Below are 24,199 nucleotides of genomic sequence, written 5' to 3'. Positions count from 1 at the left end.
GGGGTCAGTTCACCGCGCAAGGGCTTTGCTGCCCACCTCGAACGCATCGAGGAGGTCGTCGAGCCGGAAATCCCGGGCGACTGCGAGGGGCTGGAAAAGGTTCTGATCGGCGAGGACCGCTCCGAGCGACTGGACGTCGTGCCGCCGAAGTTCCGGGTCATCGTCACGCGCCGTCCCAAATACGCTTTCCGGGGCCGTGACGGCGTGGTCCAGGCTCTGGCGCCGGCGCACATCGTTGAAAGCGGCCTGCCGACGGAGCGGCTGCTCGCCTACATCGCCGTGTCGAAATACGCCGACGGCCTCCCGCTTTACCGGCAGGAGGCGATTTATCTGCGTGACGGTGTCGAGCTCAGCCGATCGCTGATGGCGCAGTGGATGGGGCACCTGGGCTTCGAGTTGCAGATGCTCGCCGATTACATCCTTGAGTGCGTCAAGGAGGGCGAAAGGGTCTTCGCCGACGAGACGACCTTGCCCACCCTTGCCCCCGGTTCCGGGAAAACCACGAAAGCCTGGCTATGGGCCTACGCACGGGATGATCGACCCTATGGCGGAACCAGTCCGCCAATGGTTGCCTATCGTTTTGAAGACAGCCGAGGCGCGGATTGCGTGGCGCGTCATCTCGCTGGATTCAGCGGCATCCTGCAGGTTGACGGCTACTCGGCCTATACCAACCTGGTCACCGCACGGGCCAAAACCGGCAGCAATGAAACAATCCGGCTCGCCGGGTGCTGGGCTCACCTGCGGCGCAAATTCTACGACCTGCACATCAGCGGGGTCTCACAGGCCGCGACGGTAACGATCATCGCCATGACCGAATTGTGGAAGGTCGAGGACGAGGTTCGCGGCAAGGATGCCGGAAGCCGCGCCGCGCTCCGTCAGGAAAAGTCCGTGGCCATTGTCGCGAGCCTCTTCGATCTATGGGAAGCGGAACTGGGCAAGGTCTCCGGAAAATCCAAGACCGCTGAGGCGATCCGCTACGCGCTCACCCGGCGGGAGGCGCTGGAACGCTTTCTGATGGACGGTCGCATCGAGATCGACTCCAATATCGTCGAGCGTGCAATCAGGCCCCAGACGATCACGCGAAAGGTCTATTCGCCGGCAGCCACCGCGGTGGACGAACTTGGGCGACGGTAGCCACCTTGCTGCAAACCTGCAAAATGAACAGCGTCGATCCGCTCGACTGGCTCTCGCAGACCTTGACCCGCATCGCTCAAGGCTGGCCGGCAACCGAAATCGAAATGCTCATGCCTTGGAACTTTAGGCCTGACGTTATCGGCTGACCGCTTACAATCCTACATAATGTTTCATGCTGCGCTTCTCCTTCCTGATGGCTTGTGGCTGTTCCAGGAACCGACCACGTTTATCATCAGCTCGAAGCGCAGCACCTTGATGGCATCACCGCCAAAAGATGAGGCTCAAGCCGAATACCCGATCTTTCGCATGAAGATGATCGCCGCCGGCTACGAGGACGGCAACGACGCTAACCGGCTGCGCTCCGATCCGGTCTTCAAGATGGCCCAGGATGCGCTGCCGTCGGACCGGGATCTGGCCTCCCAATCGACGCTGTGCCGGCTAGAGAACCTGCCCGGCGTGCGGGAGCTGGTCGCCATGGGGCGGGCGATGGTCGACCTCTATTGCGCCTCTTTCCGGCAGGTGCCGAAGCGGATCGTGCTCGACATTGACGACACCTTTGATGCCGTGCATGACGGCCAGCAATTGCGCCTGTTCAACGCCCATTACGACGAATACGGCTTCCAGCCGATCGTGGTGTTCGATGGCGACGGCCGGTTCGTCGGTGCGGTTCTTCGGCCGGCCAAGCGACCGAGCGGCGCTGAGATCCGCCCCCACCTGCGCCGCCTGGTGCGGGCGATCCGGAGCAACTGGCCGAACACACGGATCCTGATCCGAGCCGACGGCCATTATTGCAGTCCACCGGTCATCGACTGGTGCCGCGCCAATGATGTCGACTTCATCCTCGGGCTGGCGCCCACCACGACGCTGCGCAAGCATGTCGCGGATCTGGAAGCCAGCACGCTGGCGCGCTTCGAGGTGTCGGCGAAAACGAACAAGGTCCGCCGCTTCAAGGAGTTCTTTGACGGCGCCGCCAGCTGGAGCCGCGTCGAGCGCATCATCGCCCGCGTCGAGGTCAGTGCCCAAGGTACTGACACCCGCTTCATCGTCATCAATCTGGCCGGTGGCAAGGCCAAGGCGCTCTACGCGGACCTTTACTGCTGGCGCGGAGCGGCCGAGAACCACATCAAGTCATGGAAGACGCATCTCGCCGCCGATCGCACATCCTGCGCCAGAGCGACGGCCAACCAGTTCCGGTTGTTCCTGCATGCCGGTGCCTACTGGCTGATGTGGGGCCTGCGCGCCGCAATGCCGAAGCGTTCCAGCTTTGCCGTCGCCCAATTCGACACGCTGCGTCTGCGCCTCATCAAGATCGCCGCGCGGGTGGTCGAGATGAAGACCCAGATCCGCTTGCATCTGCCGACATCCTGCCCCGACCAGCGCATCCTGCGCATCGTGCTCGACCGCATCCCGCGGCTCGTGACGTAGCCGACGGGGCGCTGACGCCTCGAAACGAACCCGCCGACCGCAACCCGCAAACCCCCGCCTGCCATCACGACGGATCAATCCCGGCGCCGATGAAGCTCGTCAAAAGGCACCGCAACGCTAACCAGATGACCCGTCAGGCCGCCGAAAGCCGATCGCTGTGCATCAAACGGGGTAAATGGGCGTTCGTCACTTCACCAGCAATCGCTGGCGCTTTGGTAGAGAGACCTGGCCGTGCACGACGCCTTGCCCATATCGCGGCCGCTATCGCGATCAAGTGGTTTGTAACCACAGGCCGGGCAGGTTCTGCCCCCGGCCGCACCAAGCCCTTCCGGGCAACGCCTGGCAGTGCTGCTCATCCTCGAACGCCACGATTATGTCTCCGACTTTTCGAATGTTGGAAAGCGCTGCCGGCATCGTTTCAGACATCCCGCCTGCCGACGCCGCCAGAACCCGGCAGCAAAGGTCCTCGCTCAATGCTGGTGCCATCCGTACCTCCTGATGCAAAGTCAGGGGATCACACCGAGATGTGCTCGTCCCAAAATTCCGACTCCGCGTTCAGCGGACGTGCTCTAGGCCCTTCTCGTTAAGCTCACACATGACCTGACGATTTAGATTAGGATAGCCTCACTAGCGGTTAGGCGACGGCTGCGAACGTCATCCGATAAAGCGTTTCGGTGTCATAAATGGGCAGTCCTGTAATACGGCGGATTGCTGGCGTGACCATCGGGAATAATGTACATTCAAACAGCACTGCGCCAATTTCCGGATGCGCCGAGCGGAGTTCCGCGACGCACGCAGCAACGTCTTTCTCAATGTCAGTGACGTCAGTGTGTGCTGGAGGTCGCATGTTCTCATTCTGTACCAACTTGCTGCCGTCGATGCCGCCGATGATGATCCTCGCACGTTCGGCCGGATCATCGATCCCAAGCAGATCTTCGCTCAAATACCTTACCTGAGCGGCCACGACGGCGAGTTTGGCAGCTGGTGGAAGTTGGCGGAGCAATGTTGGCGCCAGCAGCAAACTGGACATCGCCACGGGTACAGCAACCGACGCAGCCACCGCCGCTTGATGGCGCATAGTGTAGCCGCAGTCCCCGGTTATTGCGACGGCTCCGCGATCGACTAATCGCCGGGCAGCTGCAATGTAGGCTGTGTCGAGAGCGGGATCGCCGGGGATGACCTTCTCCGCCCAAGCTCCGATCGCCGTCTCAATGATTATTGGGAAGTCGAAGGTTTTCGGATTAAAAACCGATCCCCGCTGCGTACTCCATGGCGAAATTTCACTTGGCGCCAGCCCGAGGTCCAACCCTATTATTCCGAGGGCTCTTTGTGGGTGAGTTGTCATAGAGGAGCCTTTCTTAAGGTGGATTCGAGGCCTCGATTTTCGACAGACATCGATGCCTTACTAAATAATTAGTCCTATCCGCCGAGCCTGCCAATTATCGAGTATAGATGGATTCCATCTGCGTCCGATATAGATAGTGCCGGGCCGCTGCATCGCCATTGAAGGAAACGCGCATGCCTGAGGTAAACAATACACGTGTCGGTGGGGGTTGGCCCAGGATGCAAGCTCATCTACTGCCGAACGGCGCGAGGAACTTGGTGTCGAGTTCACTTAATGATCGCTCCCTCGTGTGTTCACGAGGTTGGCGACTCATGGTAGTCAGGTTTGCGGCTGCTGTAGGTACTGGTCGGCCCGGTTCGGTTCGCTAAGAAGAAGCGATCGGGATACATCGGTAGTCCCAGATCATTTTCACGATCTCATTCGCAACCTTCCGTGCCTCATCAACTTCGCCGTTTCCATAGAAGCCGTCGAGCAGCCCAGCGAGCTCTGCCGCAAACACCGTCTTGCCAATCCCGGAGTCTGTAGCGGTGATGACGATGCGCTTGCCGAGGCTAACACCTCGACGAGCGAAATGCGCAGGCGCTACGTGCCCTCGGGCACGGACGAGCCGAGCATGTCGAAGCTGCGCGCCTGGAGCGCCTCCGGGACCGCCATGGTGCGACTGACGTCGCCGATGACAAATGGTTGGATCTGCGATCCGCTCGGCGTCACGCCGCGGCGTTCTGCCAATTAGCGGCCTGCTACCATTGCCTGTCTCCAACGGGGGTATGCCCCGATGCAGCCTGTTCCGGGAGCCAAGTGGAGAGTTGCTCACTCGCGGCGAATTCGGGCTGATATGAGCGCGCATCACCGTTAAAGGAGATCCGGAGCCGCTTCAGGATTTATTGGAGTAGGCACAAACGCTATTGAGAAGGCAATGGCCCTGTGGCCGCATGTCAAAGCACTTGAGGCCAAGTGGAACGAGCACCCATTCCAGCTTCGCGAACTCTACCTTCTCGAATGAACGCCGGCCCACGTCGAGGGATCACCTCGGCTTATGGAGGCCGTTGATCGTTTTGGCGAGGGTATTATCGTAGGAGTGCCCACCCTGCCGACGGAGGGATCGATGCCCACCTCGCCCACATGCTTGGTATCGAATGCTGATCTATGAGAACCTCTGTCCGATGAGGCACGATGCTGGCCCGATGGACGGCCGTCGTTTTTGTAGTGCCTGTTCCAGCGCGTAGGGCACGAAGCTGGTATGCGCCGTCCGGTCATCCGCCACCCGATGATCCGGCGGCATAGGGTCGGGGATCTCTGCGGTGCCCACCTCTCATGCCGTCATCTCGTCGCCAGAAGACACCAATCTGCAAACTGAATTGGACGTCCGCAGCCGACTGCTGTCTACTTCGATCGCTTAATTAGCGCGACCTAGGCAACCTAAAGGCTGGCCGGTCGATCAGCTGGCTTTCGCCGGATCTCGGCGTAACGACGTAATAAACTTTCGGAAGTGACAACATACCAACGCGAACGGAGTCCTGAATGGCGCCGCAACCCGAACGCTCTCTAGGAATTCTCAATCTGGAACGCGGGAAGGCCGCGGACGCCATGCCGTCAGCGCCACCACGCGGCTCCTTGATGAGTTCGGCCACCTACGATTTTCCCGTCATTTCGGAAACGGTTGTGGGTGCATGGGTTGACCTCGTTGTCCCTGGCGCGCCCGAGCTGGAGTCAGCCTGCGTGGCCGCAGCGAAGCGCCTAGTCGAGCGAGGCGCGGTGGCAATAAGCGCCAACTGTGGCTACTTTATCCGACACCAAGCCGCCGTGGCGGCGGCCGTGAATGTCCCCGTGGTGTCTTCGAGCCTGCTGCTTCTGCCGGCGCTACTCGGCCAATTGCCGGCCGCCGCTAAGCTCGCCGTTCTGGTCGCCCAGCCGAAGCACTTGAGCGAAGATATGCTCGGGATCGCCGATCCCTTTGCACGGGCCAGGGTGGTCATCGGAGGGATTGAAGATAGCGTACTCGTGCGAAATGAGAATATGCGACCACCGCCGCCGACGGATATGGCGGATATAGAAAAAGATGTCTTGGAATGCAGCGAGCGACTCCTCGGTTCACATCCAGATATTAAGGCGTTTCTTTTCGAGTGCACGGCAATGCCGTTGACGGCGCCGGCGGTTCACCGAATGACGGGCCTACCTGTCTACGACATTACGACCCTCTGCCGAATGACCTTGGCGTCCGTCGCCTGAGGTAGGTGAGCGCGTCAAAATACGCGGTCGAGCCTAGAGCATAGCTTGCCGGAAAACTAACAATGGGGAGAATGATCATGTTCACAGTATCACGCCGAAATCTTCTAAAGAGTGCAGCTACGGTTGGAGCAGCTGGTGTTGGTCTCTCCCTCGCGCGACTAGCCGGGGCGCGAGCTGCCGAGACGATCACCGTGGTTGAATGGGGCGGAAACTACTTCGAAGCGATGAAGACAGTTGTCGCCAAACAATCGGACATTAATGTCAATTGGATACTGCATACAGGTGGTTCCGCCGCCATTCTGCCGAAGATCAAGGCTATGTGGCCAAACCCCGGCATAGATCTTCTCACGGGATGGGATGTATCGTGGCAAACAGTCGCCCGTGAGGGCTGGGCGGAGCCGGTTACCTTGGAAAAGGTTCCGAACCTCGCCGATATTCCAGAAAAGTTGCTCGTCAAGGATGGCGCCGGAAACATCATAAATATCCCACGTACGGTTACCGGCCTTTCGTGGTTCTATCGGGAAGATACCACTCCCTTCGAAATTGCTAAGCTTGACGACCTTTTAGACCCCCGTCTGAAGGGCAAGATCTGCTTTCCTATCCCCACACTGAATCAGAACGTCCAGATGGTCTCGTTGGCGCTTGCCAAAGGAGGCGACGAGAAGAATATGGAGCCGGCATGGAACTTCATGAAGGAGTTGGCTCGAAGCGGCAACATTGGTCGAATCGCAAACGCAGATATTGACGTATCTAATTCCATTAGCTCCGGAGAAACCAGTATAACGTTCAATTCAAACAACACCTATACAGAGTTGAATCGTAACTTCAAAATGCGATTGCTGAACAGAATGGACCCAACAACAACAGGATTCAGAACGTTCTACCTGCAGGAAGGCTGGTGTGTGCTGAAAGGTGGCAATACTGACGCCGCGTTCAAGTTGGTGAACTTTCTCATTAGCCCGGATATCACCGCCGAATACAATCAACTTGTGGGAACTATACCTGCCAGTGTCAAGGCGGCGGTCCCTGACGTGGCCAAACAGTTCCTATTCAACAACGAGGAAATGAATAAGTACGCCTACGTTCCGGATTGGTCGTATGTCTCCGAACAGTCAGATTCTTGGATGAAGCGCTGGGAGCAAGAAATTCAGCCTCTACTCTAGCGGAAAGCCGGGCAGCAAGCGCTCCGGCCAGAGGTCAAAATGAGACATTCTAAATCCCAGTTACTGCTGCTGCTTCCGGCGGCAGCAGTATTTCTTCTCTTCCTTCTGCTGCCGCTATTGACAGTCATTGCGGAGAGCTTTCGCACATTCACGCCAGGCCGTATCGGGGCCGTGGCGGGAGCTCCGCTTACCATTAAGAATTATACGGAATTCTTCGGCCCGGTCTATGCGAGGTACTTTGGCCAAACCTACGTCTTGGCTTTCTTCGCGTCCGTGATCGCTATCATCATAGCGTTTCCGGTCGCCTATTATATTGCGAAGAATGCATCTGCGAGTGCGCGGAAGGTCTGGATCTCAGCTCTCATCGGGCTAATGTTCTTGAGCGCATTGGTTCGGATCTATGCGATTGAATTGACGTTTGGTTCTGTCGGGATACTCGCCCCGTTCACGTCCTTTTTTGGCGTCAACATGAATGGCAGTGCATATATTAACATCATCATCATCGTCGGATTGCTCCACTATGCAATCCCGATATCGATCCTGATCATGATAGGCGCGATACTGAATCTCAATCCTCGCTTGACTGAAGCGGCGCAGTCTCTTGGCGCATCGGCAATAGAGTCACATCTTTCAGTAACTATCCCGTTGTGCATTAAGGGAATCGTGTCTGCATTTTTGGTTTCAATGACATTTGGCGTAAGCGCTTTCGCCATACCTTGGATCCTGGGGCGAGGGAGGGTGCAGTTTATTTCAAACATTATCTACAGTCGCTTCAGTGAAGTATCGAACTATCCCAGCGGGGCTGCAATATCGATTATCATGATGATACTATCGCTTCTAACGATTTTTATTATCTCTAAAATTGCAACGTTCTTTGATAGGACATAAGAATGCTCAGCAAGCGAAACGCAGACGCCGGTCTTGGGGTACTCCTAAAGGCAGTAATCGCGGTGACGGCAGTGTTTTTGCTGCTCCCAGTGATGATGACCGTGATCATGTCATTTGACTCGCGTGACTATCTTGGTCAATTCCCCCCCCCAAGTCTGTCGATAAAATGGTACACTAAGTTCGTCCAAAATGGCTATCTCTGGTCGGGACTCCACACGAGCCTGTTGCTGGCGACCGCGGCGACCGCCGTCGCGACCACGATTGGCGCCTTGGCCGCGCTGGCGATCAGTCGAATGTCTGCGCAATGGCGGGATCCTATCACGACGGCCTTCCTATCGCCTCTAGTGCTGCCAGGAGTTATCATTGGGTTTGCATTGCTGGTGGCATTTTCGGCAGTGAACGTGCTGCCGACATTTCTTAAAATGCTCGCTGGCCACCTTATCATCACAATTCCCTTTACGATCAGAATGACACTGATTGGGCTGACTGGCATAAGTGCCACGCTGCGTGAAGCTGCATTGAGCCTTGGCGCCCATGAACGCCAAGCGTTCTTCACGATAACCTTGCCGCTCGCTAAGAATAGTATCGCCGCTGGTGCGATCTTTGCCTTCGCATTCTCCATGGACGATTTAACGATCAGCCTCTTCCTGAGCGACTTCAATACGTATCCGCTTCCCGTCGCTCTCGTAGGTCTTATGAGGTCGAACTTCGATCTCACTCTCGCTGCGGCCGCCGTCTTTCTGATGGGGCTAACTGTCGTCATTTTGATTGTGCTCGATCGCTTGTTTGGTCTCGAGCGGGTTATCGGCCATGGCATCTATAGGGCTTGACTCAATGAATGTTCTTGAATTGAAAGACGTCACCAAGAAATACGGTCAATTTGTGGCTGTTGATGGCGTCTGCTTGGAAATAGAACAAGGAAAGATTCTTTCTCTCTTGGGGCCGAGTGGGTGCGGGAAATCGACCACGCTACGTATGATAGCCGGGTTTACGGCGCCGAACAGCGGCACTGTGGCAATCGCAGGCGAAAACGTTGACCATCTGAAGCCCTACGAACGCAATGTTGGGCTTCTGTTCCAGGATTACGCACTTTTCCCACACATGACGGTGGAGCAGAATGTCGCCTACGGACTGCGGTACCGCGGAACACCGAAGCCGATGATACCTACTCGAGTCCAGCAGATGCTATCACTTGTACGCATGGTCGGTATGGAGGCCAGATATCCTGGCCAGCTAAGCGGTGGACAACAGCAGCGCGTAGCGCTTGCCCGGGCGCTGGCAACTGACCCCCAAATCGTCCTGCTGGACGAGCCTCTATCCGCACTTGATGCCAAGCTTCGCCTGGAGTTGCGTATCGAGCTTAAGGAAATTCTCAGATCAGTAGGAGCGACCACTATTGTCGTCACGCACGATCAGGAGGAGGCTCTTAGCCTCGGCGACGAAGTCGTTGTCATGCATGCGGGAAAGGTGATTCAGCGCGGCTCTCCGATAGAAATCTACAAAACGCCCGCAGATAAGTTTGTAGCTGAATTCGTTGGCAGATCGAATTGGTTTTACGCAGCTAGCGTTGGTCGATTAAGTGGCGGCTGTAGCTCCTATGTTGCTTCCAATGGAATGGAGATTTGGACGAGATCAGCGCCGACAGACAGGCGAGGAAGTGCCGATCTATGCCTCAGACCAGAACATATTGAACTCATGGACGTCGCACAAAGTGTTGTGAGTGATGAATCACACCAGAATCTCCTAGAGGGTGTCATAGTCGACGTGGCGCCTTTGGGGGCCGATGTGCATGTGGTCGTCGACCTACCGGGTGAGACCCGGTTGCAGATCATCCGAAAGAATGTCGGTAGGGTTCCCACCGTCGTGCCAGGACAACCCGTGCGGCTATGCTTTGCAGCATCCGATGTTCTCGTGTTCCCCAGCTGAACATTGGCGAAGTCCAGGTCACATACCATAAACGGGATTCCCAAAAGTTGCGCGGTGTGATTTCCTCCTGCAAGATGCAGGGCGGGAAGGCAGGCTTCCGGGCGTTTCACGCAGGGACACTTTAGTAACAGAACGGGAGATACTGTGAAAGTCAGATTGGTTCGTCCTACGGATCTTCCACAATTGAGAACGCTTTGCGATGAACACGCTGCTTTGGAAGATCGCACGATTGCTGATCCGGATCTGAGCGATCAATGGAAGACTGCGTTCTTTGGTACACCTGCCCAGTTATTTGGCTGGGTTTGTGATAAAGGAGATGGTTCTTCGGACGCTCTCACAGGATACATGACAGCCGCAATCAGGCTATACACATGGTCGGTGAAACCCCACCTCTATCTCGATTGCATTTATCTCCGACCCGAGACACGGCGTTCAGGTCTTGGGAGAGCAATGTTCGGGGTATTGATGGAATTTGCCCGTGAAAGAGGCTGCAGCGATATCCAATGGCATACACTCTTGTCCAACGAAGGGGGAATTGCTTTTTACCATTCCCTCGGTGCAGTCCCAAATATGCAATGGAGTCGATGGAGCCTGTCTGTAGGCTAATTGTCGTTACGGTCATCGCTTGGTTTTGACAAGGCTTCCTCGCCGAGAGTGAACCTGAGCCGTTGTATGAGCAACCAGACGTGATAATCCCGATCGAATCTCGCCGACGTCGCCCCGTTAAAGTGAGCAGTAACTGGGATCGAGGCACGTCTCGCGAGACAGCAGACCCGAGTTAGTTATGTTGCCGGTCAAGGGAGAAGATAGTAAACTCTTGGTGGTACAAATGCACACGCTGATTTTGTTGGCACATCCGGAGACGAACTCGTTAAATGCTCAATTGGCTCGGTGCGCCCAGGAAACACTTGAGTGCAATGGTAACAGTGTAGAACTGGTGGATCTCTATCGAGAAGCATTTGACCCGCTTGAAGGCGAGCACCACTACGCCAAACGGTTAAACGAGACTTTTTTTAGCGCCTTATCCGAACAAGGTCACGCTTCAGACTTGGGCACTTTGCCTCTAGAGGTCAGGCGTGCCATCGATCAGCTCGATAGGGCAGACTTGGTTGTTTTTCAGTTTCCATTGTGGTGGTGGGCGATGCCGGCGTTACTGAAGGGTTGGATCGACCGCGTCTTCGTGTGGGGAGAGGTTTATACGAGCAAAATGCGCTATTGTGACAAGGGACGGTTTCGCGGGAAGCGTGCATTCCTTTCCGTCACGACTGGTGCGCCAGCGCCCGCCTTTGGGCCAGATGGGCGAGCAGGAAACCTGGACCTGATTCTGTGGCCCATCCACTTCAGCCTCTCGTACGTGGGCTTCAAGGTATTACCGCCACATCGAAGCTTGGGCGTGATAAGTGACTCTTCGCAAGCCGACCCACAGCTTGGAGATTTGTCGCTCCGATTGGAAGCTCTAAAGACGCACATAGATGAACTTGAGAGCCTTGAGCCAATTCAATTCAACGGATCGCAAGATTGGGACAACCAAGGGCGGTTAAGGCCAGACGCGACCAGTTTCAGTCCCTTTATCCAGCACTTAGCCCGCCGTGATCGGCGTTGAGGTGTCACGCAATGCTTTACACCCTATCAATTGCGAATGTGTTCGCCGAAACGCATAGGCCACGCGGGCAAGCGCTTTCAGACATTTCATCCAGCGGGATAGGTGCGGTCATATGTCCGGCCTTTTAGCGCGATCTAAGACCGCTGGCCTCGATGAAATTCGCGATGCGAAGGGCTGATGAATCTGACGCGCTGTAGGCGCATCGTCGTGCCGGTCTCTCTCGCCTCGGGATTTCGTTCCGTGGGACATTGTGCACCTCGCCTCTGTCCGGCGTCGCGCCGGCCAGTCCCTCTGACCTGCCACTGAATTTTCATCCGGCTGCAGTTAGAGCCTCGGCGGGTTTTGATCCGATACCATTCTTTGGACCGCCGGAAGGTGGAGTTTTCCGGCTGTTTCACGATGGCGGGCTGACGGCGCCATCGGGATTGATCAACGAGATCGGAACCTTGTGCCCGATTGCGCCATGTGGGCGCACCTCGTTGTAGTATCTGCGCCAATCCTCCAACTTTTCGGCCGCGTCGGCAAGCGTCAGGAACCAGTGGGCGTTCAAACATTCCGCCCTGAAGCGGCCGTTGAAGGCTTCGATGTAAGCGTTGTCCGTTGGCTTTCCCGATGAACAGCCGCCGATAGCCGAAGCGCCGGCGCTCATTGGCCAGGTCGCGCAACCGTGTGCGCAACTCCGTCTCCGGTGGGCGCCGAGACCGGTAGCGGACCATCTTGCGATCGGCGCCCACAAAGGAACAGGCCCGCCGCTCCGACAGGGCCATCGTGGCCTGCAGATGCGCGACGGCTTCGCGCTTGGCGGCGGGCCCTACCATTTTTTGACAGAAGCTCGCGCAGCGCCGACGCTTCCAGCATCTGGTCGGCGAGCAGCTTCTTCAGCTTCGCGTTCTCGTCTTCCAAGGCTTTCAGCCGTTTGGCATCGCAGACGTCCATCCCGCCATACTTCGCCTTCCAGTTATACAGCGTCGCCTCGGAGATCCCATGCTTGCGCGCCAGGTCGCCCGCCTTTGCCCCCGCTTCGTGCTCACGCAGAACCGCGATGATCTGCTCTTCCGTAAACCGCTTTCTCTTCATCAGTCCGTCCGTCCTTCAATCGAGGCCGGACTCTAATCTCAGATGGAGGAAATTACCCGTGGCAGGTCAGATGAACAAGCAGAATTGACTTGGAAGCCGGGCTTTCGAAGGATGGAAGCCCATGGTGACTTATCGCACGCACGGCATCGAGTTCGACGCTGCATGGTCTCGCCAAGCGGCACGAACTGCCACGTAGCCTGATCCAGTGAGCGAGTGGTTTATCCACACCAGTCTGCGCCCGGCTGAAGACCCTCAGCGCCTGCATTAACGTCGAAATGTGACGTACACCATCCAGCACTTATCGCCATGATCGCCTTGATGGAAGATCACACCGCCAATCCCATGTGTCTACCCCAAACTCGCCACACTGTCGGGCATAGGCGAGCGGCAGCTGGAACGGCTGTGCAAGACGCGGCTCGATCAGTCCGTCATGCAATTCTACCGGGAATTGCGACTGACAAAAGCGGTCGATCTTCTGCGTCAGACCACGCTTTCAGTCCCTGAGGTGGCGCTGGCGCCCGGCTTTTCCAACAATGCCCATTTCGCCCGCGCTTACCGGGAGCATTATTCGCCAACCCAGGAGAGGCGTCCGACCATGAAACGCCGAAGTACAAATCAGCAAATTACAGATCCTGAGCCTAGGTCGAGAGCATCGGCGTCATTCCTCTCAAGGAACTTCAGCAGGCGTCCCCGAAAGAGCTTCGCGTGCTCCTTGGCGAGTTCGTCCGCATGGTCGGCATCACGACGCCGGATCGCCTCGACCATGCCTCTATGATGATGCCGGACGGTGTCATAATAGCCGCCACTACCGGGATCGCGCGCAGCGGTCGTGAAGGCCATCCGGGCCAGCCGCATGGTCATGGTCGTCAAGCTCTTGTACTGCTCCTCAATATAGCAGTTGTCACAGGAGCGGGCGATGACTTCGTGGAAGTTCCGGTTTTCTTCGGCCATGTGATTGTAATTCATCCCGATCGACGCGTCCTCGAATAGCTTGCAATGGTTTTCGATCGACAGCATATCTTCCGGCCGGTGGCGCAGAGCGCTAAATCGGTTGACGGCACGTTCGCAGAGCTCCAACGCTTCGAGGAGCGCCGGTACATTAGAGATTTCGAGCGGTGCCACGCGTGCTCCCCGATTCGGGACGATCAGAACCAGCCCTTCCGAAGCGAGTTTGATCAATGCCTCTCGAACCGGCGTCCGGGACACCCCGTAGCGGGCGACCAGGGCGAGTTCGTCGATATCGGCTCCAGGTGCGATCTCCAAGCTGAGAATCTGCTCGCGTAGCGCGTCAAATATCAGCTGGCTGCCGCGCCCTTTCGGCTTTCCCCGTGTGCCGGGCTTCGATCCTTCCTCACTGCCAGTCATCGTCACTCCTCTTAGTTTAAACGAACGTCAATCCGCAACGAACACGCCCTTTCGAACGCTCCACGAAGCCCTTGACATGAAAATCATTATGATACAAAATTAATATGATACACAGTGTATTTTATTATCGGGGTGACAGAGAGTCGCTTCCTCGGAATCAGGTATCAATCCCACTGCCGTCTCGCCGAGATCCTAAACAGGTGCGCCAAGTGAACAACGGAACCAGATTGCACACTGCAGGCGAGACGCTTCTGTCGGTTAAGTCACCGGCCGTGGAAATCCAGAACGAGAACGGCCCCCTCCCAGCCGCCCAATCTCTCAGCTTTGAAGTGCATCGCGGCAAGACGCTGGCCATTTTGGGGGATCGGGTTCGGGGACGTCGGTCCTTGGTGTCGATCCGCATATCCCGAGTTGGTGCGAGGATGGTCGCAGCTACCTGCAAACAGCTTGGTGGATCGACGTATTTCCACGTCCCGCCATCATGGTGACGGTACTCGGCCTCAATTTTCTCGGGTGCGCGACTTTCTCGACTCGATGGGTGCGGTGTAATCGGTCCCCAAAGGGTTCGCTGAGCGGAGCCCAACAAGCAATGTCATCGGCGGCGGTATCGCCTTTGTGCAGGAAATTTCCCCTGGGGCGGCTTCGGCCTGCCCTGTGGGCTGAGATTTAAAAGCCAATACCGATTTCTGATGCCCAGGCCGTAGTGACGGATTAACGAAGGAGACGAGAATGAGTTGGGTTGTCGGGGTGGACGTGGGAGGCACATTCACTGATTTCTACCTCTTCAACGAAGGGACGAAGGAGGTGCTCGTCCACAAGGTCCCTTCCACGCCGGACGACCCGTCAAGGGCCATTGTCGGCGGATTGGGGGACATTTGCGCACGCCACGGGGTCGACCCCGCCGCGATCGCCCGGTTCGCACACGGAACGACGGTCGCAACCAATGCCCTCATTGAACGTAGGGGCGGGCGCGTCGCGATGGTGACGACGGCCGGATTTCGCGACCTCGTCGAGATTGGCCGGCAGGTACGCCCCCTTATCTACGACCTCAAGGCGGATGCGCCGGCGCCTTTGGCGAAGCGGCAGGTGCGATATGAAATTCGGGAGCGCATTGGCCCCAAAGGAGAGGTCCTTGCCCCCTTGGACGACGTCGAAATCAAGCGTGTCGTCGATCTGGTCGCGGCGGCCGACGTGGATTGCTGCGCCATCTGTCTGCTCTTCTCGTTCCTCAACCCGGAGCACGAGCAAAGGATCGCTGCCGCACTGCGTGCGCGCCTTCCGAACCTTCATCTTTCGCTATCGAGCGAGGTTCAGCCCGAATTCCGCGAGTACGAGCGATTCTCGACGACCATTCTCAACGCATTTTTGCAGCCGAGGGTGACGGGGTACATGAAGCAGCTAGAAGCGGCACTCACCGACACGGCCAATGATGCGACCATCGGCATCAGCCAATCTTCCGGCGGGCTGATGGATATCCGCCGCGCCTCGGCCTTTCCGATCCGTACCGCCCTATCGGGTCCGGCCGCAGGTTGCGTCGGCGCCGTCGCCGTGGCGGCGCGCTCAAATGTGTTGAACCTGATTACACTCGACATCGGCGGAACCAGCACGGATGTCTGCCTGATCGAGAACGGCGCGCCGGTCATGACCTATGGGCGCAACATCGCCGACTTTCCCGTCAGGCTTCCGACCGTCGACATCAACACCGTTGGCGCAGGCGGCGGCTCGATCGCTCACATAGGCCCAGACGGGCTCCTCAAAGTCGGCCCCATCAGTGCCGGCGCCGCTCCGGGGCCGGCCTGCTATGGGCGCGGCGGCACGCTTCCTACGGTGTCCGACGCCAACGCCATTCTCGGCCGACTTCCCGGCGCTCTCATCGGTGGCGGGATGACGCTGGATAAGTCGGCGGCGGAACGTGCGGTGCAGCCGATCGCGCAGCACCTTAGTCTCAGCATGCACCAAACGGCGCTCGGTATCCTGCGGATCGCAACTTCCAACATGGTCCGAGCTATCAGGGCGATCTCGATCGAGCGGGGCTATGATCCCCGCAACTTCGCGTTGATGCCGTTCGGTGGCGCCGGCGGCTTGCATGCCGTCGATGTCGCGCGCGAGCTTTTGATCCGCACCATTCTTGTACCCCTGTCTCCCGGCATCCTGTGCGCCGAAGGCGCGGCGGTCTCCAATCTTCAGGAAGGTTTCGTCGCTACATGCAGGGTCGGGTTGGATAAAGCTGGGATTGCGGCGGTAGAGGCGGCCGTCAGGGAACTCGCGGCCGCCGCGCGCCGGTGGCATGTAGACGCCAAGGCGCATGGCGATCTTGATATCGCAATCTTCCTCGACATGCGGTATGTGGGCCAGAACTACGAACTATCGGTCGCATTGGATGGAGCTTTGGAGATCCTGCCCCCAGTGCCAGTCTTGCGGGACCAGTTCTTCGCCGCACATCAATCGAAATACGGCCATTTCGACGAGACCGCGCCGGTCGAGGTGGTGAACGTCCGGCTTCGCGCCCGCAATCTCCCGAAATTCACGGTTGAACCCATCCTGCGCGTCAACCGGGCGACGAGCAAAATGATCATTGCGGACGTGTGGTTCGATTCCTCAGGCCCGCAAAAGACGTCGATCGTCCACCGCAATTCACTCGAACCCGGCGCCGTCATTAATGGGCCCATCATCATCACCCAGTTCGATTCCACTACGGTCGTTCCTCCGGAATGCACCGCCTGCGTCGACGACGCGCGAAACATTATCATCGAGGTACCGCAATGAGCGTTTTCATGCTCGATCCCATCACCCTTGAAATCCTCTGGAACGGACTGCGCTCGATCTCGGACGAATGCTTCCTCACCTTGCAGCGCAGCGCTTTCTCGACCAACATCAAGGAGCGGCACGATCATTCCGTCGCCATCTTAGATGCGCGAGGACGCTTGATCGTGCAGGCTGAGAACGCGCTGCCAATTCATCTGGCTTCGATGAGCGGCCTCGTCGAAATTCTTCTTGCGCGCTATGCGGGCGACATCGCGCCCGGCGACATCTTTGTCGGAAACGATCCGCATGTGGCGGGAGGTACCCATCTTCCGGACATCAACCTTGCCGCCCCCGTTTTCGACGGCGACCGACTGATCGCCTTCATCTGCAACATCGCTCATCATGCCGACGTGGGAGGCGCCGCACGCGGCTCCATGTCGCCGGGACTGACGGAAATCTATCAGGAAGGGCTCCGCATCCCGGTTATCCGCCTTTACATAAAGGGCAAGCTCGTCGGCGATATACTGGACCTGCTTCTGCTCAACATGCGTCTTCCCGCAGAGCGAAGAGGCGATCTCAACGCTCAGATCGCCTCCAGCCGATTGGGTATCGAGCGCATCGGTCATCTCGGCAACCGCTTCGGCATGGCGCGGGTGCTTGCGTCATATGACGAAATCATCGATCGCAGCCGCAGCCGGATGCTGGCGGCGATTGCGGTGCTTCCCGACGGCGAGTGGACCTATAGCGACCGAATGGATGACGACGGGGTGAGTGGCGACGAGGTCTTGATTGCGCTCAGGCTCGTGAAGGACGGAAAAAAGGCGTTGTTCGACTTCACGGGATCCTCCCCACAGGTTGCTGGCAACATCAACCTGACGTTAAATGCCGTCCGGTCTTCAGTCTGTTACGCTCTCAAGGCCCTTCTCGATCCGGGAATGCCGAACAATGAAGGCGTAGTGCAGGCGTTCGAGATCGTCGCTCCCGAAGGGACCGTCGTCAATTGTCGTGCACCAGCCGCCGTGGCCCTGCGCGCCAATACATGCCAGCGCGTGATCGATGTCGTCCTTGGGGCGATCGGTCCCTTGCTTCCCGAACATGCCGTCGGCGCGGCCAATGGCGCCAATACCAGCATGGTTTTCGCCGGCGAAGACCCCGAAACCGGCAAGCCCTACGTCTATCTCGAGACACTGGGCGGCGGCATGGGCGCGCGCAGCGACCGCGACGGTAAAGATGGCGTTCAGGTTCATATAACCAATACGTCGAACCTGCCCGTCGAGGCCATCGAGATGGAATATCCTCTGCGGGTCGAGGAATATTCGCTGGTCGAGAACTCCGGTGGCGCCGGCCGCTGGAGGGGCGGCCTCGGATTGCGACGCGTCGTCCGGCCGGTCGGGCATAATTGCGAATTCTCCGGTGTCGGCGAGCGGTTCCGCTACGCGCCTCCCGGCATCTTCGGCGGCGAGCCTGGGCGGCCGGGTGTCTTCGAACTGCACACGGCAAATGGAACCGTCGAGAAATTGCCCGGTAAGCTCACCGGTCTCACACTTCGACCGACGGATGCCGTAGCGGTCGAGACTCCCGGAGCGGGCGGCTACGGTCCGGCGACTGATCGCGACGGACTATGCATCCGCGACGATGTCGATTCGGGCAAGTTCGCCCCAAGCTTCGTCGCTCGCTTCTATCAATCGACAAGAGCCGACTGAAACGGTCGCGCCAACTCGGGAGAGTCTTCATGACCACAACAACGGACTTTGTAGCTCAATTCGGCGTTCGGGTGATCACGGGCGTTCGTATCGCCATGCGTGATGGTGTTGAGCTTAACGTGCGCATTACGAGGCCGGATGCGCCGGGACGCTTCCCGGCAGTGCTTGAATACAACCCCTATCGCGGGCTTGCGGGGGCCATGGCGGATTATCGTGACGAGTATCCGCCCGTCGTTCCATACCTGGCCGAGCGGGGATATGTCGTCGTCCAGTACGACGTGCGCGGTACCGGCAGTTCATCGGGCTTCAGCACGGACATATACTCGGATGACGAACGTCGCGACGGCTACGATATGGTTGAATGGTGCGCCGCTCAGGACTGGTGCACGGGAGCCGTCGGCATGGTTGGCAAGTCTTACGGTGCCGTTGTGCAGTGGCAGGTCGCCGTGCAGAACCCGCCCCATCTCAAGGCAATCGTCGTCCGCTCGGGCGGCGTGGATCTCGCGTCCGAATTCAGCAATCCCGGCGGATGCATCCGGCCTTGGATGTTCGAATTTTTTGCGCCCTCGATGAGCGCCTTCAACTTCTCGCCCCCCGACGCGTTGCTGACCGGCGATCGCTGGGCTGCGATCTGGCAGGAACGCCTCGAAAACAGTGCGCCTTGGGGGCTGGGTTTCATCCGGAACCTGCAACAGGGAGCGTATTGGCGCAGCCGCAGCGTGGCGCCGGATTACGACCGAATTCAATGTGCGGTGCTGCTCATCGAGGGTTGGGCCGATTGGTATGCAAGCGCCGAGTTGCGCGCCTACCAGCGGCTGCGCTCACCTCGCAAGGTGCTGATCGGGCCATGGGGGCATTATTACGCCGAGGAGAAGGCGGCGTTTCCTGGTCCGCGCATCGACGCACGTCGTGAATACCTGACATGGTTCGATCACTTCTTGAAGGGCATGGAGAACGGCGTTACCGACGAGCCGCCGGTAACCGTCTTTGTGCGCGGGTGGCAAACGCCAGCGCTGGTTTGCCCACAGGATGCGGGAATGTGGCGCAATGAGGCGGAGTGGCCACCTGAGCGGGTACGCAACACGCAAGTCTTTTTCGGCAACGCGGGAAAGCTAGCTGATGCAGCGCAAGAGGGGTCGGAAAGCTACGACTACCGCCCGTCTGTCGGGCTGACGACGGGGCGGCTCGGACTCGGTTCCACCACCCCATGGGGCATGCCGGTGGATCAGCGGCTCGACGACGTCTATTCCGTGCTCTACGAATCGGAGAGCTTCACTGCAGAGACCGAACTGCTCGGCGAGCCCGAAGCCATCCTCCACGTATCTTCCACCGCGCAAAGCGCCTATTTCGCTCTCCGCCTGTGCGATGTGGCCCCCGACGGCCAGTCTCGTCTCATCACATATGGAGGTCTGCTTGCAAGCCATCGGAACGGGGCGGACAATGACGAGCCGCTCGTCCCGAACGAGGTGACGGAAGTCCGCTTTCCCCTCAAGCACTGTGCCTATGCAATCCCTCCGGGACATCGCCTCCGTGTCGCAGTCTCCAGCGCCTTATTTCAAAATGCCTGGCCCACCGGTCAGTCGGCGCACAATACCATTCATCGAGGTTTCAAGTATCCGTCCCGCGTTGTGCTGCCGATTGCGATGCCGGGGCAGAAGCACCTGCCGCCGCCGGATTTCGTGGACTCTGTCGTCTCGCAGGCGTCTCCGGAAATGATGCCCCAGCCGACCTACACCTTGCATCACGATCTGGTCACCGATCAGGTGACCTGTGAGTTGGCCACCGACGCTGCAGGCAGTCGCATCATCGGTCGTAGTCGCTCCCGCTATACCGTCTCGAATCGGTATCCGGCGCAAACCACCATCGATGCGAGCTTTTCGTATCGCGCGCCGCATCCGACGCTCGATATTCGCGTCGAGGCCGCTTGTCAGACGACGAGCGACTCGGCCAGCTACATGCACGCCGTGCAGATCGGAATTCAGATCAATGGGCATGCACATTTTCAAAAAAGCTGGACGGAAAGCGTCCCGCGGAAATGGTCCTGAGCGGTTTCCGCGAGATCGGGACCTACGATTGGTCTCTATCACCTGATACCTGCCGCGGTGATCGGAGACCGAAGATGACGATGCCACAGTGGCGATGCGACACATCGAGATGATCTTTAACAAGTTTGCCCCCTGCCTTTGCCTCCCAAGGCGCGTGGCTGTCGCCAGACCCGTGTCGGCGGCAGCCACATCTTGGTGCAGGACAAAGATGTTGGTGTTGACCAACGCGCTAGTGGTCTGACCGAGACAAAAGAGTCCGGCTGGGGATTCCTTTTTGTCTGCGCACATGCGAGTCCACGGCATGCGCAAAGGGCTCTCCATCTCGGTCTCCGCAGCCGATCGTCGGCGGCTTGAGGCCATCGTCACCGACCGCAACACCACTCAGAAGCACGCGTGGCGGGCGCGGATCATCCTTTTTCTCACGGCCGAAGGTCTCGGCACGAACGGCGTGATGGCCGCGACGGGCAAGTCGAAGACGACCGTTTGGCGCTGGCAGGAGCGCTTCGCGCAGGCCGGTGTCGGCGGCCTGGACAAGACTCGCCCGCCAGGCAAGGCGCTGTGGCCGATATTCGGGTTGCCGACGTCGTGCGTCTGACCCATGAGCCGCCGCCCCACGAGGCGACACACTGGACCGCTCGGCCGATGGCCAAGGCCGGGGGCTCGCCGTCGCGACGGTGCAGAAGATCTGGAAGGCCCACGGCTTGGCACCGCATCGCTGGCGCGCCTCCAAGCTGTGCAACGACCCCGCCTTCGTCGACAAACTCCATGCCATCGTCGGGCTTTACGTCAGGCCTCCGGCGCATGCCGTGGTGCTCAGTGTCGACGAAAAGAGCCAGATCCAAGCGCTCGACAGGACGCAGCCCGGCCAGCCCATAAAGAAGGGCCGTGGTGCAACGATGACCCATGACTACAAGCGCCAGGGCACCACCACCTTGTTCGCGGCGCTGAAACGTGCACGAAGGCACGGTGTTCGGGAAGAACATGCAGCGCCATCGGCACCAGGAGTTCATCCGCTTCCTCAATGCGCTGGAGCGCGAAATCCCGGCCGGAAACGTCGTCCACGCGATCCTCGATAACTACGCGGCCCACAAGACACCCGAGGTCCGCCGCTGGCTGGAGCGGCATTCGCGCTGGACCTTCCACTTCACCCCGACGTCGAGTTCATGGCTGAACGCAGTCGAGGGCTTCTTCGCCAAGCTCTCCCGTAGGCGCCCCAGCATGGCGTCTTCTGCTCCGTCACCGACCTGCAGGCCGCCATCAACCGGTTCGTCGTCGAGCACAACCAAAACCCGAAGCCATTTCGTATGGCGGGCAGACCCCGCCGAGATCATCGCCGCACGGGTTCCAAGCGTTGGAGTCAATCCACTAGCTAGATTAGGACGGTGTGCACGATGATCTCAAGCGACTCTCGCCCGACGCGGCAGTCCGATGGATTCGGAATGCAAGCGATGTCGCCATTGTTGACCTGCTCGACAGCAATACGTTTGCGCCGGTCATCATAGCGGCGGCCCTCACCGACTCTCTTTTGCATTGGTGGAGAGGCAACTGGTCGTGTCTGTAACGACAGGGCCACGCGATCAAGGGCAAGGATCCTCATTCCAGGCTCCCTTCCCAGGGTCAGAAACCATGGGATCCGGCGGACTACACGACAACTACGATCCGCGCTCCCGCAACCGCGCAAGTCGAAGGGCGCGCCCAGATAACAATTCGAACTCTCAGTTCATCAGGTACTTCGGCCTGCCGCCACGCGTGCTCCCGACTCCCCAAACCCGGTAGGTGGACGGTAGTCGATCCATCCGTGCCAGAAAATATGGATTGCCGCGTCGCGGCCTTGGCCTACCTGGAAGAAGGTCTGGCTGTGCAAACACTCTGCAGCCTGGAGCGTTGTTCAACCGGCAATGCGCCATCGACAGCTACATTCTCCATATCGTCTGTGGCGTCAAGTACACGCAGGCTTGGGGCGCAATCACTGCCGTCGATACCTATGACAGTGCTTGGGAGGAGTGGGCCGGAAAGCCTATTTGGATGGGAATATGTTTCCAGCGCGCTGTCGGCGGCAGAATGACACCGACGCTGAACCACGCACAGTTGATCAAGCATCAACTCGCATTCTTCCCCGACGGCTGCGCTAAAATGCGTTCAAAGGCTCGCGGTTGACGCCACCCGCGCTGGTCAATGACATCATTTAAAACGCATCGAGCAAAACAAATTCGATCACCTGGATCGTTCCGCTAGCAGGGTTTGTGTCCCCCGGCGACCAATTTGTGTTTTTCCCCTTGGTTCCATGATTCGGCTTTGAAGCTCTGCATAGTGTCCCATGTAGCTCAACGAGACGTTATCTCTGTAATGGCTGAGGCTGAGGCTAGTTATTGGCTTAAGCTCAAGCGACCTGTGCTGGTCAAATTAGTTCGATCTTTCCCTGATATTGCGGGACAACAGCCGCTATCTTAACGGCTCTAAGCGGCGCTTGTTTGTTACGTCGCGACGGAAAGTAAGGCACCTTGTCAGATTTAAAGTTCTAAGCTTGAAAAATAGTCAACTCCGTTCCTTTTTCGGGCTCTTTCCAAACAGTGCCGAATAGGATCGGGAGAGGTGAGCTGCACTCGAGAAGCCTGTTGCAAAAGCGATTTCAGATATAGAAAGGGGGCTCTGCTGTAACAGGCGGCGCGCATGGGCAAGGCGAAACTTTCGATAGACGTCCGAATACCCAGCGTTGAGATGCTCGGAAAACAAACGATCGAGGTGACGCTTGCTTACGCCGGCATAGATCGCCATCTGGGAGCGCTCTAAAGGCCGCTCGATAGCAGCTTCCATTTTCTCCAAAACATTCAACACGATTGGATGGTTGACCCCGAAGCGCTCGGCGGCGGACGCTCGTTGTGGCGCCGTTGGTTCTGCCACCGCTGTATGGAGGTACCAGTCGCTTACGCGGCGGGCGAAATCCGCGCCCATTCGCTCTGAGACAAGGGCATGCATCATGTCCAAAGGCGCAACCCCACCGCCGCAGGTAATCCGGTTCCCGTCTAACACGAAGCGAGCCTGCCTCGGGTTAAGATGAGGGAAAGCTTCAACGATTGAAGCAGCATGCTCCCAGTGAACTGTAAAATCCCGGCCATCGAGCAAGCCAGCTGCCGCCAAGATATAAGGCCCTCCTGAAATCCCTCCAATGCGCGCACCACTGCGAGATAGTTGACGTAACGCTGCATAAAGTGCGGGGGAGCCTAAAGTCGTAGGATTTCCACCTGCGCATACGAATATCGTGTTCAACGGAGAGTGGTCCAGCCGTTTACAAGGCACTGTTGCGCCAGATGAGCTAGCCACAGGTTTCCCATCCATCGAAAGCGCTCTGACATCGTAGAGCGATTGACCAGCAAGAAGATTTGCCGCGCGCAGTGGTTCTGTCGCCGAGGCGTATGACATCAGCGAAAAGCCAGGCAACAGTAAAAACCCAATTGACTGCACAAGTCGACCTGCCTGCTCGCTCATGGCTCTTATCTGTCTTTTTTTGGCTCGTTGAGGAAAATAATAATGATGTTTCTCGGATAAACAAG

General features: G+C 58.1%; 16 protein-coding genes and 9 pseudogenes. 16 read left to right on the top strand and 9 right to left on the bottom strand.

What is annotated here, in order from left to right; translation table 11 throughout:
• Positions 1-12: 12 nt before the first annotated feature.
• Both tnpC and NKI38_RS27940 read left to right on the top strand, forming a co-directional pair.
• Positions 13-1,280 (top strand): annotated as a pseudogene (tnpC, locus tag NKI38_RS27945) (IS66 family transposase); the annotation flags it as partial.
• 151 nt (positions 1,281-1,431) lie between these two features.
• Positions 1,432-2,559, top strand: a pseudogene (locus NKI38_RS27940) (IS1380 family transposase); the annotation flags it as partial.
• A 220-nt stretch (positions 2,560-2,779) separates the two neighbouring features.
• On the opposite strand, the pseudogene NKI38_RS27935 reads toward NKI38_RS27940, so the two are convergent.
• The 4 genes and pseudogenes from NKI38_RS27935 to NKI38_RS27920 all read right to left on the bottom strand — a co-directional run.
• Positions 2,780-2,985, bottom strand: a pseudogene (locus tag NKI38_RS27935) (IS1595 family transposase); the annotation flags it as partial.
• Between the two features lie 208 nt (positions 2,986-3,193).
• The gene (locus NKI38_RS27930) at positions 3,194-3,865 is read right to left on the bottom strand and encodes an aspartate/glutamate racemase family protein (protein ID WP_352663394.1); all 672 of its coding nucleotides are present in this window, start codon (positions 3,863-3,865) and stop codon (positions 3,194-3,196) included.
• A 496-nt stretch (positions 3,866-4,361) separates the two neighbouring features.
• Positions 4,362-4,442, bottom strand: a pseudogene (locus tag NKI38_RS27925) (dethiobiotin synthase); the annotation flags it as partial.
• A gap of 47 nt (positions 4,443-4,489) precedes the next feature.
• Positions 4,490-4,633 (bottom strand): annotated as a pseudogene (locus tag NKI38_RS27920) (8-amino-7-oxononanoate synthase); the annotation flags it as partial.
• 792 nt (positions 4,634-5,425) lie between these two features.
• Here NKI38_RS27920 and NKI38_RS27915 point away from each other — a divergent pair.
• From NKI38_RS27915 to NKI38_RS27885, 7 genes are all read left to right on the top strand, one after another.
• The gene (locus NKI38_RS27915) at positions 5,426-6,133 is read left to right on the top strand and encodes an aspartate/glutamate racemase family protein (RefSeq protein ID WP_352663392.1); all 708 of its coding nucleotides are present in this window, start codon (positions 5,426-5,428) and stop codon (positions 6,131-6,133) included.
• Between the two features lie 77 nt (positions 6,134-6,210).
• Positions 6,211-7,296 carry an ABC transporter substrate-binding protein gene (locus NKI38_RS27910; RefSeq protein WP_352663390.1) on the top strand — a complete coding sequence of 362 codons (1,086 nt, stop codon included), beginning with the start codon at positions 6,211-6,213 and terminating at the stop codon, positions 7,294-7,296.
• Between the two features lie 39 nt (positions 7,297-7,335).
• The gene (locus tag NKI38_RS27905; RefSeq protein ID WP_352663388.1) at positions 7,336-8,184 is read left to right on the top strand and encodes an ABC transporter permease; all 849 of its coding nucleotides are present in this window, start codon (positions 7,336-7,338) and stop codon (positions 8,182-8,184) included.
• Positions 8,185-8,186: 2 nt separating this feature from the next.
• A complete protein-coding gene (locus NKI38_RS27900) occupies positions 8,187-9,014 on the top strand; it encodes an ABC transporter permease (protein WP_352663387.1) in 828 nt (275 codons plus the stop codon).
• Positions 9,015-9,018: 4 nt separating this feature from the next.
• Entirely contained in the window at positions 9,019-10,110 is a 1,092-nt protein-coding gene (locus tag NKI38_RS27895; RefSeq protein ID WP_352663385.1) for an ABC transporter ATP-binding protein, read from the top strand.
• A 144-nt stretch (positions 10,111-10,254) separates the two neighbouring features.
• The gene (locus tag NKI38_RS27890; RefSeq protein WP_352663383.1) at positions 10,255-10,716 is read left to right on the top strand and encodes a GNAT family N-acetyltransferase; all 462 of its coding nucleotides are present in this window, start codon (positions 10,255-10,257) and stop codon (positions 10,714-10,716) included.
• Positions 10,717-10,939: 223 nt separating this feature from the next.
• Complete coding sequence (locus NKI38_RS27885) at positions 10,940-11,713, top strand: NAD(P)H-dependent oxidoreductase (protein ID WP_352663381.1); 774 nt, start codon at positions 10,940-10,942, stop codon at positions 11,711-11,713.
• A gap of 394 nt (positions 11,714-12,107) precedes the next feature.
• Here NKI38_RS27885 and NKI38_RS33575 read toward each other — a convergent pair whose 3' ends face one another.
• Both NKI38_RS33575 and NKI38_RS27875 read right to left on the bottom strand, forming a co-directional pair.
• Positions 12,108-12,362 carry an integrase core domain-containing protein gene (locus tag NKI38_RS33575; protein ID WP_502899399.1) on the bottom strand — a complete coding sequence of 85 codons (255 nt, stop codon included), beginning with the start codon at positions 12,360-12,362 and terminating at the stop codon, positions 12,108-12,110.
• Positions 12,325-12,790 (bottom strand): annotated as a pseudogene (locus NKI38_RS27875) (transposase); the annotation flags it as partial. The gene NKI38_RS33575 and the pseudogene NKI38_RS27875, both read right to left, overlap by 38 nt.
• A 325-nt stretch (positions 12,791-13,115) precedes the next feature.
• Between NKI38_RS27875 and NKI38_RS27870 the strand changes: the two are divergent.
• Positions 13,116-13,349 (top strand): annotated as a pseudogene (locus NKI38_RS27870) (helix-turn-helix domain-containing protein); the annotation flags it as partial.
• 56 nt (positions 13,350-13,405) lie between these two features.
• Here the strand turns inward: NKI38_RS27870 and NKI38_RS27865 are convergent.
• Positions 13,406-14,155 (bottom strand): GntR family transcriptional regulator, encoded by a 750-nt coding sequence (locus NKI38_RS27865; RefSeq protein ID WP_352663379.1) that lies wholly within the window; start codon positions 14,153-14,155, stop codon positions 13,406-13,408.
• Between the two features lie 385 nt (positions 14,156-14,540).
• On the opposite strand from NKI38_RS27865, the pseudogene NKI38_RS33570 reads away from it, so the two are divergent.
• From NKI38_RS33570 to NKI38_RS27845, 5 genes and pseudogenes are all read left to right on the top strand, one after another.
• Positions 14,541-14,729 (top strand): annotated as a pseudogene (locus NKI38_RS33570) (ABC transporter permease); the annotation flags it as partial.
• A gap of 155 nt (positions 14,730-14,884) precedes the next feature.
• Positions 14,885-16,921 carry a hydantoinase/oxoprolinase family protein gene (locus NKI38_RS27860; RefSeq protein ID WP_352663377.1) on the top strand — a complete coding sequence of 679 codons (2,037 nt, stop codon included), beginning with the start codon at positions 14,885-14,887 and terminating at the stop codon, positions 16,919-16,921.
• On the top strand, positions 16,867-18,603 hold the full coding sequence (locus tag NKI38_RS27855) for a hydantoinase B/oxoprolinase family protein (RefSeq protein WP_352663375.1): 1,737 nt from the start codon (positions 16,867-16,869) through the stop codon (positions 18,601-18,603). Before NKI38_RS27860 ends, NKI38_RS27855 begins: the two co-directional genes overlap by 55 nt.
• Positions 18,604-18,632: 29 nt before the next feature.
• On the top strand, positions 18,633-20,648 hold the full coding sequence (locus NKI38_RS27850) for a CocE/NonD family hydrolase (RefSeq protein WP_352663374.1): 2,016 nt from the start codon (positions 18,633-18,635) through the stop codon (positions 20,646-20,648).
• Between the two features lie 301 nt (positions 20,649-20,949).
• Positions 20,950-22,043, top strand: a pseudogene (locus tag NKI38_RS27845) (IS630 family transposase).
• On the opposite strand, the gene NKI38_RS27840 reads toward NKI38_RS27845, so the two are convergent.
• Complete coding sequence (locus tag NKI38_RS27840; protein ID WP_352663373.1) at positions 22,018-22,245, bottom strand: hypothetical protein; 228 nt, start codon at positions 22,243-22,245, stop codon at positions 22,018-22,020. The pseudogene NKI38_RS27845 and the gene NKI38_RS27840 sit on opposite strands and share 26 nt — an antisense overlap.
• A gap of 287 nt (positions 22,246-22,532) precedes the next feature.
• Between NKI38_RS27840 and NKI38_RS27835 the strand changes: the two genes are divergently transcribed.
• Positions 22,533-22,805, top strand: a complete 273-nt coding sequence (locus tag NKI38_RS27835; RefSeq protein ID WP_352663371.1) for a porin — start codon at positions 22,533-22,535, stop codon at positions 22,803-22,805.
• 378 nt (positions 22,806-23,183) lie between these two features.
• Here NKI38_RS27835 and NKI38_RS27830 read toward each other — a convergent pair whose 3' ends face one another.
• Entirely contained in the window at positions 23,184-24,134 is a 951-nt protein-coding gene (locus NKI38_RS27830) for a GlxA family transcriptional regulator (protein WP_352663369.1), read from the bottom strand.
• Positions 24,135-24,199 lie beyond the last annotated feature (65 nt).

This window comes from Mesorhizobium sp. M0621, from assembly GCF_040320745.1.
Lineage (GTDB): Bacteria > Pseudomonadota > Alphaproteobacteria > Rhizobiales > Rhizobiaceae > Mesorhizobium.
This window is presented reverse-complemented; position numbering and strand designations above follow the sequence as displayed.